The 12,367-nt window shown below is 44.8% G+C and carries 11 protein-coding genes; all 11 read left to right on the forward strand.

The window, feature by feature from the left end:
- Positions 1–18 precede the first annotated feature (18 nt).
- Positions 19–942, forward strand: coding sequence for an aspartate carbamoyltransferase catalytic subunit (locus tag E4U82_RS01305; RefSeq protein ID WP_135108226.1), 924 nt, complete (start codon positions 19–21; stop codon positions 940–942).
- Positions 902–2,185, forward strand: a complete 1,284-nt coding sequence (locus E4U82_RS01310; protein ID WP_135108227.1) for a dihydroorotase — start codon at positions 902–904, stop codon at positions 2,183–2,185. The genes E4U82_RS01305 and E4U82_RS01310 overlap by 41 nt, the downstream gene beginning before the upstream one ends.
- Positions 2,178–3,272: a carbamoyl phosphate synthase small subunit gene (locus tag E4U82_RS01315; RefSeq protein ID WP_135108228.1), complete on the forward strand. Its 1,095-nt coding sequence runs from the start codon at positions 2,178–2,180 to the stop codon at positions 3,270–3,272. The genes E4U82_RS01310 and E4U82_RS01315 overlap by 8 nt, the downstream gene beginning before the upstream one ends.
- Complete coding sequence (carB, locus tag E4U82_RS01320) at positions 3,265–6,465, forward strand: carbamoyl-phosphate synthase large subunit (RefSeq protein ID WP_135108229.1); 3,201 nt, start codon at positions 3,265–3,267, stop codon at positions 6,463–6,465. Before E4U82_RS01315 ends, carB begins: the two co-directional genes overlap by 8 nt.
- Positions 6,462–7,214: a dihydroorotate dehydrogenase electron transfer subunit gene (locus E4U82_RS01325; protein ID WP_135108230.1), complete on the forward strand. Its 753-nt coding sequence runs from the start codon at positions 6,462–6,464 to the stop codon at positions 7,212–7,214. The genes carB and E4U82_RS01325 overlap by 4 nt, the downstream gene beginning before the upstream one ends.
- Positions 7,211–8,125 (forward strand): dihydroorotate dehydrogenase, encoded by a 915-nt coding sequence (locus E4U82_RS01330; protein ID WP_135108231.1) that lies wholly within the window; start codon positions 7,211–7,213, stop codon positions 8,123–8,125. The genes E4U82_RS01325 and E4U82_RS01330 overlap by 4 nt, the downstream gene beginning before the upstream one ends.
- The gene (gene pyrF / locus E4U82_RS01335) at positions 8,122–8,838 is read left to right on the forward strand and encodes an orotidine-5'-phosphate decarboxylase (protein ID WP_135108232.1); all 717 of its coding nucleotides are present in this window, start codon (positions 8,122–8,124) and stop codon (positions 8,836–8,838) included. Before E4U82_RS01330 ends, pyrF begins: the two co-directional genes overlap by 4 nt.
- Positions 8,822–9,436, forward strand: coding sequence for an orotate phosphoribosyltransferase (pyrE, locus tag E4U82_RS01340; RefSeq protein WP_135108233.1), 615 nt, complete (start codon positions 8,822–8,824; stop codon positions 9,434–9,436). Before pyrF ends, pyrE begins: the two co-directional genes overlap by 17 nt.
- 686 nt (positions 9,437–10,122) lie before the next feature.
- Positions 10,123–10,749 carry a TasA family protein gene (locus tag E4U82_RS01345; protein WP_135108234.1) on the forward strand — a complete coding sequence of 209 codons (627 nt, stop codon included), beginning with the start codon at positions 10,123–10,125 and terminating at the stop codon, positions 10,747–10,749.
- Positions 10,750–10,897: 148 nt separating this feature from the next.
- Complete coding sequence (gene tapA / locus E4U82_RS01350; RefSeq protein ID WP_245183492.1) at positions 10,898–11,761, forward strand: amyloid fiber anchoring/assembly protein TapA; 864 nt, start codon at positions 10,898–10,900, stop codon at positions 11,759–11,761.
- Positions 11,745–12,344, forward strand: a complete 600-nt coding sequence (gene sipW, locus E4U82_RS01355; protein WP_135108236.1) for a signal peptidase I SipW — start codon at positions 11,745–11,747, stop codon at positions 12,342–12,344. The genes tapA and sipW overlap by 17 nt, the downstream gene beginning before the upstream one ends.
- The last annotated feature ends 23 nt before the right edge of the window (positions 12,345–12,367 follow it).

The raw sequence follows: 12,367 nt of genomic DNA on the forward strand, positions 1-12,367 counted from the left end.
TGGAAAGGATGATGCATGATGTGGGATTTTCTATCAACACGGGATCTGTCAGCTGCCTCGATTGATAACATTTTGAATTTATCTGAGGAAATGCGGTGTAATCAAGTATCACTTTCTGGAAAATATTTTGCCGCCAACCTGTTTTTTGAATCGAGCACACGGACCAAAATGAGTTTTCAAGTTGCCGAAAAGAAGTTGGGAATGGATGTCCTGGATTTTCAGATGGAAACTTCCAGCATGGCAAAAGGTGAATCTCTTTATGATACGGCGCGAACGTATGAAGCCATCGGGGCAGATCTGTTAGTCGTCAGGCACGCGTTTGACCACTGGTATGGTGAACTAGCCGGAAAACTATCAATCCCCATTATCAACGCTGGTGCCGGTAAAGGAGAGCATCCGACACAATCAATGCTGGATTTGTTGACCATCTACCAGGAGTTTGGTTCATTTAAGCATTTAAATGTTGCGATAGCAGGGGATATCAAGCATAGCCGTGTAGCACATTCCAACGCGCATGCCCTGACAACAATGGGTGCGAATGTATACTTCGCGGCAGCTCCGGGATTTGAAGATGATTCACTGGATTTTCCATACGTGTCAATCGATGAAGCATGTGGCATGTGTGATGTGCTGATGTTGCTCAGGATTCAGCATGAACGGCATGCAGCAGCATCCTATCAAGCGACGTCATACCTTGCTGACTACGGTCTTACGATGGAGCGTGAACGACGCATGCAGGACCATGCCATTATTCTGCACCCGGCACCTGTCAATCGCGGTGTTGAAATGGATACCAGATTGGTAGAGTGTGCGCGTTCCAGGATTTTTAAACAAATGGAAAATGGTGTTTATGCACGAATGGCCATCATGTCAATTTTATTAAACGAATGGGGGGTTAATCATGAAAATATTACTGAAAAATGTCAGGCGATTGCTACATGACAGTCAAACAGAGCCTTGCGATATTTTCATTGAGAACGGAAAAATCAAGAGACTGGGAGCTGATCTCAATGAATATGCCGATAAACGGATAGATTGCGAGAATCATATGGTGTTTCCGGGTTTCATCGATGTGCATGTTCATTTGCGTGAACCGGGCGGCAAGCATAAGGAAACAGTTAAGACTGGCACAAAAGCAGCTTCACGGGGCGGCTTTACGACCATATGCGCGATGCCGAATACCAATCCTGTTCCGGATAATACCGGGACATTTCGAGCACTACTGGAAAAAATCGGACGGGACGCCTGTGTACGTGTGCTGCCGTACGCATCGATTACGAAAGGGTTAAAAGGTGAAGAACTGACGGACATAACCGGCCTTGCCAGGACGGGCTCTTTCGCTTTTACCGATGATGGTGCTGGTATTCAGACAGCTGATAAGATGCTTGCGGCTATGCGTGAGGCGGCTGCTGCAGGACAGCCGATTACAGCACATTGCGAGGATAATTCACTTGTGCATGGCGGTGTTGTTCACCATGGTCTGGTAAGTGAACGATTTGACTTGCCGGGTCTCTCATCATTGAGTGAGTCGGTCCAAATTGCCCGGGATGTGCTGCTGGCTGAAGCAACCGGATGTCATTACCATGTCTGTCACGTCAGTGCAAAAGAATCGGTCAGAGTGATCAGGAATGCCAAGCGTGCTGGTATTCATGTAACTGCTGAGGTAACACCGCATCATTTGCTGTTGAACGAAGAAGCAATTAAAGAGAATGACGCTCAATTTAAAATGAACCCGCCATTGCGCAGTAAAGCGGATCAGCAGGCATTACTCGAGGGTCTCCTTGATGGGACTATCGATGTAATCGCAACCGACCATGCACCTCACACAGAAGCTGAAAAAGCCTCAGGTTTGCGTGAGTCCCCATTCGGGATTGTCGGGCTGGAGACAGCTTTTCCCCTCTTATATACATACCTGGTCAAAACGAAAAAAGTGACGTTAAGCGCTTTAGTTGACTGGCTGACTGTTCAACCGGCTAAAACGTTTCAGTTACCTTATGGTGTTTTACAGGAAGGAGCTGCTGCCGATCTTACGATAGTGGATTTGAATAAAACAGCCTGTTTAGATAAAAACACATTTTATTCAAAAGGAAAAAATACGCCTTTCCATGGCTGGCAGGTGCAGGGCATTCCTTTAGTGACCATTGCACAAGGAGAAATTGTTTACAGGGAGGGGTTGGATGCCTAAACGGCAGCTGATTTTAGAAGACGGGACCATTTTCAACGGGAATGGCTTTGGAGCTGAAATGGAGTCGGTGGGTGAAGTCGTTTTTAATACTGGCATGACGGGGTATCAAGAAGTTATAACAGATCCGTCATACTGTGGTCAGATCGTGACGATGACCTATCCGCTCATCGGGAATTATGGCATTAATCGTGATGATTTTGAAACCGTAACCCCATTTATCCATGGGCTTGTGGTTAAAGAGCTAACGGAGTACCCGTCCAGTTTCCGCAGTGATGAAACATTGCATGGCTACTTGCAAGCAAACGGTATTCCCGGTATTTCAGGAATTGATACACGGAAACTGACGAAAATCATCCGCAGACATGGAACCATGAAGGCAATGATGACAGACGCGGATAGGCCGGCTGAAGAACTCATAGAAAAAGTGAAAGAACAGCCACACTATACTGATCAGGTCAAACAGACTTCAACGGTAAAGCCTTATGTCGTTCCCGGCCGCGGCAAACGAATCGTGTTGGTGGATTTTGGCATGAAGCATGGCATACTTCGTGAATTGACGAAACGAAACTGCCATGTGACCGTTGTGCCATACAATTATAGTGCTGGAAATATTCTGCGTCTAAAACCTGACGGGGTCATACTGACAAACGGGCCGGGTAATCCCAAAAATGTCCCTGATTCGATTGCAATGATCAAGGCCATTTTAGGGGGAATTCCTCTCTTTGGCATTTGCCTTGGCCATCAGCTGCTGGCGCTTGCCTGTGGAGCGGATACGAAAAAAATGACATTCGGCCACCGTGGTGTCAATCATCCGGTTAAGGATTTGGAAAAAAATAAAACATTCATGACGTCACAAAATCATAGTTACGCGGTAACACATGAATCGTTGAAGAGGACAGAACTGACCATAACACAATTTGCCCTGAATGATAACTCAGTGGAGGGGATCAGACATAAACTATACCCGGCGTTTTCCGTGCAGTATCATCCGGAAGGTTCGCCAGGCCCGGAAGATACCCCGCAATTATTTGATGATTTTTTACTGATGGTGTCCGAATTCAGACGGAAGGAGCATATCTATGCCTAAGAATCCCAGTATTGAAAAAATTCTTGTTATCGGGTCAGGACCGATTGTGATTGGACAGGCAGCCGAGTTTGACTACTCCGGCTCACAAGCTTGTCAGGCGCTGAAAGAGGAAGGTTATACGGTCGTGCTGGCCAATTCCAATCCGGCAACCATTATGACGGATGAAACAGTGGCGGATCAGATTTACATGGAACCTTTGACAACCGACTTTTTAACGAAAATTATCCGGAAAGAACAACCTGATGCAATCCTCCCGACGCTGGGCGGGCAAACGGCTCTCAATCTAGCGGTGGAATTGGAACAGACAGGAACATTAGCCGAATACGGTGTGGCATTACTTGGAACACCGCTCAATGCAATCGAGCAGGCGGAAGACCGGGGGAAATTCCGTGTTTTAATGCGGGAACTTGGTGAACCTGTACCTGACAGCGACATTGTCCAGTCCGTTGATGAGGCCTGTGCATTTGCACGTGACATCGGCTATCCGGTTATCGTACGTCCTGCTTATACATTGGGTGGGACCGGCGGGGGTATGTGTTATAACGAACCGGAACTGCAGGCGATTACGCGCAACGGATTGGCCTTGTCGCCGGTCAACCAATGTTTAATTGAAAAGAACATCGCGGGATTCAAGGAAATCGAATATGAAGTCATGCGCGACAGACATGATCAGGCAATTGTCGTCTGCAATATGGAAAATGTTGATCCGGTCGGCATTCATACTGGTGACTCTGTCGTGGTTGCTCCATCACAAACGCTCAGTGATCGAGAGTATCAGCTGCTGCGGAATGCATCACTGAAAATCATTCGCGCATTGGATATTGAGGGTGGGTGTAATGTCCAGTTGGCACTCGATCCGGACAGTTTTACCTACTACGTGATTGAAGTGAACCCGCGTGTCAGCAGATCGTCAGCACTGGCGTCGAAAGCAACAGGCTATCCGATCGCCAAAATGGCGGCAAAAATTGCAGCAGGTCTAACGTTGGATGAGATCGTCAATCCCATCACAGGAACGACGTACGCCTGTTTTGAACCGGCGCTCGATTATGTGATCACGAAAATCCCGCGTTTTCCGTTTGATAAATTCACATCCGGTAACAGGCATCTCGGAACTCAAATGAAGGCAACCGGCGAAATTATGGCAATCGGACGTCATTTTGAAGAATCACTTCTGAAGGGTGTCCGTTCGCTTGATACCGGAGCAGAAGGACTTTTGTCCCCAGACCTGGCTGATGGAACAGTTGAAGAATTAAAAACCCGCCTGCAAAAAGCAGATGATGAACGGTTATTTGTACTGGCGGAAGTCTTTCGCCGCGGAATGACGGTTGAAGAGGTATGGCAGCTGACAAAAATCGACCGTTTCTTTTTAGTCAAAATTGAGCAGTTGATCCACTTGGAAATGAGATTGACCGCAAACCAATTGGTCCCAGAAGTATTAACTGAAGCAAAGCACAAAGGGCTGTCTGATGCTCATATAGCACAACTGTGGCACACAACGGCCGATAACATCTATGAACTGCGTATGAAACACGTTATTACACCGGTTTATAAAATGGTTGATACATGTGCAGCGGAATTTGAATCGGAAACACCTTATTTTTACAGTACATTTGAGGAAGAAAATGAGTCTGTTTCATCCGGCCGGGAGAAAATACTTGTTCTCGGATCAGGCCCAATTCGAATCGGGCAGGGGATTGAGTTTGACTATGCAACGGTCCATTCCGTTTTGGCAATTAAAGAAATGGGTTATGAAGCGATTATTATGAATAATAACCCGGAAACGGTCTCAACCGATTTCAGCATTTCAGATAAGCTTTATTTTGAACCATTGACGCTTGAAGATGTGATGCATGTGATAAACCTGGAACAACCTAAAGGAGTGATTGTGCAGTTTGGCGGTCAGACAGCTATTAATCTGGCAGAAGGGCTCGAACGCCGGGGAGTGGCGATTTTGGGGACAAACCTTGAGGCGATTGGCAAAGCAGAAGACCGTAATCAATTTGAACAGCTTTTGAATGATCTGGAATTGCTGCGTCCTGAAGGAAAAACCGTCTTAAAATTTGATCGAGTGGAAGAAGCAGCACATGCTATCGGCTATCCTGTGCTGGTAAGGCCCTCATACGTCATCGGCGGCAGCCGTATGGAAATCGTTTATGACGATGATGAGCTCCGTCACTATTTAGCGAAATCAAATGGTGCGGATGATACACATCCTATCCTGATTGACAACTATATGACGGGCATCGAAGTGGAAGTGGATGCTGTCAGTGACGGCGAAACGGTTATCGTTCCCGGGATTATGGAGCATATTGAACGTTCGGGCGTCCACTCGGGAGACTCAATTGCTGTCTATCCACCACAGCGGCTCAGTCAATCTGTGAAACGGGAATGTATGCAAGCAACAGAAAAAATAGCCCGTGAGTTACAGGTGAAAGGACTTATCAACATTCAATTCATCATTCGCGATGACGGCGTTTATGTGCTTGAAGTTAATCCGCGGGCAAGCCGGACGATTCCATTTCTGAGTAAAATCACCGGTGTAACAATGGCTAATCTGGCAACCCGGTGCATTCTAGGTGAGACATTATCAGGCATGGGATATGATTCCGGGATTTTACCCGAACGTGATTTCGTGTCTGTCAAAGTACCTGTTTTCTCATTCGAAAAACTGCGCAGCGTCGATACCACACTCGGACCTGAAATGAAATCAACCGGTGAGGCAATCGGGCACGACAAAACATTGGAAAAGGCATTGTACAAAGGTTTGATAGCTGCCGGGTTATCGGTCCCACAAGAAGGGGCGGTGCTCCTGACGGTGGCGGATAAAGATAAAGCTGAAGCACTGACGATTGCCGAACGGTTTCACCAGCTCGGGTTCAAATTGTATGCAACGGAAGGAACGGCAGCATATATGGATGAAGCGAATATACCCGTCACGAAAGTCGCCAAAATAGGCTCATCGGAACGAAACGTCCTGTCCATTATCGAAAATGGAGATGTCCAGTTTGTAGTCAATACCCTTACATCAGGTAAACAACCGCGATCTGATGGGTTTATGATCCGTCGAGAAGCAGTGGAGCATGGCATCGCGTGTTTAACGAATCTGGATACAGCTACGGCTATTTTGAATGTGATTGATGTGACAACGTTCAGTGCTAAGCCAATGATGAACAAAAGGAACGTTTTATCATGAAAAAATGCGTTGAAATGACAGTTCACTCCATACAACAGGTTGCCTTTAATACGTTTGAAATGACATTAAAAAATACTTATATTGCCCAAGTAGCTATGCCTGGCCAGTTTCTGCATTTAATGGCGGAAGGCCATACGTTGCGAAGGCCTCTTTCCATTGCGGATATTGACCGGCGGCAGGAAACCATTACCATTTTGTTTAAGCAAATTGGTCAAGGAACGAAACAATTAGCTGACTGTCGGGAGGGGATGAAACTGGATGCCATCGGACCCGCCGGGTATGGATTCTCGTATGATAAATCTATGAAAACAGCTTTACTGATTGGGGGCGGTGTTGGTATTCCCCCTTTGTATTTTCTTGGAAAAGAACTTAGAAGGCACGGGGTACATGTGAAAGCTGTGCTCGGTTTTCAGTCAGAAAAGCACGTATTTTATGAAGAAAAATTCCAGGGAATGGGGGAAACATATGTGATGACCAATGATGGCAGTTACGGAAACCGGGGTTTCGTGACGGATGGGGTGGACCTGTCCGGCACCTTTGTACAATATTTTTCCTGTGGCCCAATTCCAATGCTGCAAGCCATTACGAATAAACTGAAAGATCATCCAGGATCCATTTCACTTGAAGCACGTTTGGGATGCGGTGTCGGTGCTTGCTTTGCCTGTGCCATTCCCGCGAATTTGGAAGGCGGCTACCGGAAAATTTGTACGGATGGTCCGGTTTTTGCAGCAGGTGAGGTGGTACTATGACGAATTTGGCTGTTGACCTGCCGGGCTTAACCTTAAAAAATCCGGTCATGCCTGCATCAGGGTGTTTTGGTTTTGGCAGGGAATATAGCGAATTTTACGATTTGAACCAGCTTGGTGCGGTCATCATGAAGGCTGCAACAGGAGATGCCAGGGATGGGAATCAGATACCAAGGGTTGCGGAAACAGCATCAGGTATGCTAAATGCAATCGGCCTGCAAAATCCGGGCGTGGAAAAAATTATTGCGAATGAAGTGCCTTTTCTGTCTGGGTATGATGTGCCGGTTGTGGCAAATGTAGCCGGGAGTACAGTTGGCGAATATGTGGCGGTGGCATCAACCTTTAACAAGGTAAAGTCAGTGAAAGCATTAGAGCTGAATATTTCCTGTCCAAATGTGAAAGACGGAGGTATTCAGTTTGGCACAAATCCCGACATGGCTGCCGGGATAACAGAGAAGGTAAAGGAAGCCAGCAATCTCCCGGTCTATGTTAAACTTTCACCAAACGTATCGGATATCGTGGCGATGGCAAAGGCAGTTGAGCAGGCAGGAGCGGATGGACTATCGATGATAAATACGATAACTGGCATGCAAATTAACCTGTCCTGTGGGAAACCTTTATTGGCCAATCAAACAGGCGGACTGTCCGGTCAGGCGATTAAGCCAATCGCGATCCGAATGATCTACGAAGTCAAGCAACAAGTTAATATTCCAATTATTGGAATGGGCGGTATATCCACTGCAGAGGATGTCCTGGAATTCCTGCTGGCTGGGGCTAGTGCTGTAGCTGTCGGGACAGCTAATTTTCAAAATCCATATGTCTGCCCGGAAATTATTAAGGATTTACCAGATATTTTGCAACAATATGGTTTTGATTCCGTAAATGATGCTATTGGAAAGGGGCATGTGGCATGAAGGGGAACGCTTATCTGGCGTTGGATTTTCCGGCATGGCCGGAAGCGAAGGATTTTCTTGAGCGGAATGGCCTTCAAGGTGTGCCTGTCAAAGTGGGAATGGAACTTTTTTATAACGAAGGCCCTCGCTTCATTGAATGGTTAAAAAAACATGATCATGACATTTTCCTTGATTTAAAACTTCACGACATCCCGACAACTGTTAAGCGAAGCATGAAAAATCTTGCCGGCCTCGGTATTGATATGGTAACTATTCACGCGCTTGGGGGCAGTGAAATGATTAGGCAAGCGAAAGACGGGTTAATGGCTGGTTCATTAACGGGTTACAAGCCAAAATTGCTTGCCGTTACCATACTGACGTCATTCGATAACAAAACTGTGAATGATGAGCTGGGGTTACAAGGAGAATTGCAGGACAATGCCGTGCGCTTTTCCGAATTGGCTTGTCAAAATGGTGCGGACGGTGTTGTCTGTTCGGTTCATGAAGCGAAAAAGATTAAGGTGGTTTGCGGTTCACCATTTTTAACCGTTACCCCGGGTATAAGATTGCCGGATTCTGCGGGTGATGATCAAAAACGCGTTGCGACACCGGCACTTGCCCGTGCAAATGGGGCAGATATTCTTGTTGTTGGACGGACCGTTACAAATGCCGATCATCCAAAGGCAGTGTACGAACAAGTGCAAAAGGAGTGGGAACATGGGAGTAAGCCATGAAATTGCTAGAGATCTGCTCAATGTAAAGGCTGTGCAGATCAGTCCTGATAATAATTTTACCTGGACGTCGGGAATGAAATCACCGATCTACTGTGACAATCGGCTGACGATGTCGTATCCGGGAATACGGGATAAAATTGCTCGTGCATTTGTTCAGCTGATTGAGCAAATGGAATGGAAACCGGATATGATCGCCGGGTGTGCCACAGCAGGTATTCCGCATGCTGCCTGGGTAGCAGATAAACTTAGTCTGCCAATGGTCTATGTCCGTGCAAAGCCAAAAGGACACGGTAAAGAGAATCAGATTGAAGGAAGGTTTGAAGCGGGACAGCGCGCCGTTGTCATTGAGGATTTAATCTCGACAGGAAGTTCCTCAATTGAAGCGGTCAGCGCATTGGAACGGGAAGGTGTTGATGTATCAGGAGTGCTTGCTATTTTTACATATGGACTAAAAAAAGCGAAGCAGCAATTTTCAAATGCCAGATTAACGTGCCAGACAATCACTGATTATGATGAAATTCTAAAGCTATTGGTTGAAGATGGAACAATAAGTATTGCTGAACGCCAACAACTGGAAGAATGGCGCCATAAGCTTTAATTAGCTTGAGTCGTGACCGGTTTGCGCCGGTCATGATTTTTTTAAAAGATAAGAATGTATAAGATTTTTGGCTATATGAAGCTCTTTGTCAGCAATAGCCATGTCCAGCTTCGACGTACAGGACGTACTAGTGCCGGCGTTGGCACAGGACGTGCCGAACTTAGCCGGCCAGCGTCTACCCTCCCTCGAGGTCTTAAGCAATCATTTCACGTGGCAAAACCCGCCATTACAAATGATTGCTTTAGCTTTTCGGGAGTGAACAAGGCGACCTGCGCTTTTCTTATCTTGCGAAAATATAACCCTTCTAATGAACTCTCCTATTAAAGCCTTTTCGATTCTTTTCATTATACTATAATATGTTTGTAATCTTTATATAGAACAAATTGTTCTTAAAAAAGTATAAAATTGTACGAAATAACGAGCGAATGCGAGATAATTGCCGTAAAATGTTCTTGATAACGTATATTTGGCTGATTTTGAGGTTTTGCAAAAGCGTATCAAAAGATTATACTCATAACAGCAAATTCGTAATAAAGAACAGTGGTGCATGATCAAAGCAATATTCAGCACCAGCCAACCATATTTATCTGCTTTTTGTTCTTTATAAAATTACGAATTCATTACCATTGATTTTGTCTCTCTCAGAAGAGTTCAAAATAAAAAAATAAATTTAGGGAGGAAACAAAATGAGCTTTAAGAAGAAACTTGGTCTTGGCGTGGCATCAGCAGTACTCGGAATTTCACTAGTGGGAGGAGGGACATTTGCGTATTTTAGTGATACAGAGGCATCCGAAAATACGTTTGCAGCAGGTACACTTGATTTGACACTTGATCCAGTGGAAATTTTTAATGTAGATAACTTAAAACCGGGGGATTATATGCCGAGAACTTTCCAATTGGAAAACAGTGGATCTTTAGACATTGCGAAAGTTCTTTTGGATACGTCATATACTGTTAATGACGCAAAAGGAGACAATGGTAATCAAGATCTTGGTGAACACATAGAAGTAAAGTTTATTAAGAATGAGGGGCATTCTGAGCACTGGTTCGATAATGATGAATATACAGTTGTTGCTAACAAAAACTTGAAAGAACTTTCGCAGTATACACCTGATGAACTCGCCGTAGAACTGGAAGACGGTGGCATATTCTGGGATTATAAAAAAGATGGAATTCCGGCTGGAGGAGCAGATGACCTGCGTGTGTTAATTGAGTTTGTTGACAATGGGGAAGACCAAAATATTTTCCAAGGAGATTCCCTGGAGCTAACATGGGAATTCACTGCTGAACAGGAAGACGGAGAGCGCAGATAAATGAAGGAAGGAGAAAGGTAGGGTCTTTCCGCCTTTCTCCCTACATATCATTAACTGCATTTATTTTGTTTTATTAACTATTTCAATAGGCTATTGAATGTTTAATAAAGCAAAATAATATACCAATTTAGGGGGGAACACATTGCGCATGAGCCGCCTGCGGAAATTTAAGAAAAGAAAAAAGTTGATATTAGCAAGCAAATTGTTGGTCAGCTGTTATATGTTAATTTTTGCATTTGGGTATCTGACTTCCGGCACCGGTGCTTATTTTAATTCCCAAAGTAATGATAAACAAGTGATACAAGCCGGGACATGGTGGGATGGCAGTGAACTTGTATTCCCAGGGTCAAATACACAAAATATTAAAGCCTGCCCTCCCGAAAAAATAGCGGTCGATATTAAAAACAAAGGATTCAGCATGATTCAGTCCAGTGATTATGAGGTTTATTACGTTAAAAATGGAAATCCGGGAAATAATGGAAGAAAAATTGCGAATGGAACGATTGAACCTATCAAAGAAGGCGAAACCATCTCCCTGATATTTGAAGCTGATCAAGTAGGGAGTTATATGCTTAAAGTCTCTCAGCATCCTGAATATAACGGGGATAATCAGGATCCATGGAGTGAAAAAATTATGGTGAAATGCATTGAAAATAAACCGCAAGCGGAACAAGAAGAGAAAAAAGGGACGGATGAACAAAATACGGCAGCAGATGAACCGAAGAATAGACCTAATCAGGAACATGGCGATGATGAAAGCAAAGGTGCAGAAGAAAAAACTCAGGAAAACACAGAGGTAAAAGATGAGCAAAACCAAAAAGATGATCGGGAAAAGGATAAAGACCAAAAGGATGATGAACAAAGTAACAATAAACCAGAAGAGAAAAAAGGCGTCAAAGAAAACGACGAGACAATTAATGAGAACAAAAACTCAAATGAGAAATCTAAGGATGGAAGCAAAGCTTCAGAACAGAAACCAGAGGGGAGGCCGGGAGATGAAGAAGCTCAATAAGAAAAAACTGTTAAACTGGATCAATAACATCGCAACCACCATATTATTTGCTGCTTTAATCGGAATGCTATTCGTGGTTGTTTCTGCCAAAGCGTCCGGGGGTGAGCCAGAAATCTTTGGCTACCAATTAAAAACGGTCCTTTCCGGATCGATGGAACCTGATATCCAAACAGGGTCGATCATTGCCGTCAAGCCTGGTGGCGATATGACGCGCTTTCAAAAAGATGATGTCATCACATATATGGAGGAAGAGGGGAAACTAATCACCCACCGTGTTGTAGAGGTTATGAACAACGGAGAACATGTCATGTACCGAACGAAGGGGGATAATAATGACGCCCCTGATTTAACCCCCGTTCTTTCTGAAAATGTCATGGCGGAATATACCGGTTTTACGATACCTTATCTCGGTTACTTGGTCAGCATGTCTCAATCACAGAATGGTGCATTTCTGTTGCTGGTACCGGGCCTTCTACTGCTTTGTTATTCCGGGTTTATTATCTGGAAAGCTTTCAAAGAAATCGAACCTGACAAATCCAGGGAACAACATCAGGACAGAGAAAACGAAAGCCTTTCGTCATAAAAATACCGTTTTGACCTGATGGA

The sequence above is a fragment of the Lentibacillus salicampi genome (genome assembly GCF_004565465.1).
Lineage (GTDB): Bacteria > Bacillota > Bacilli > Bacillales > Amphibacillaceae > Lentibacillus > Lentibacillus salicampi.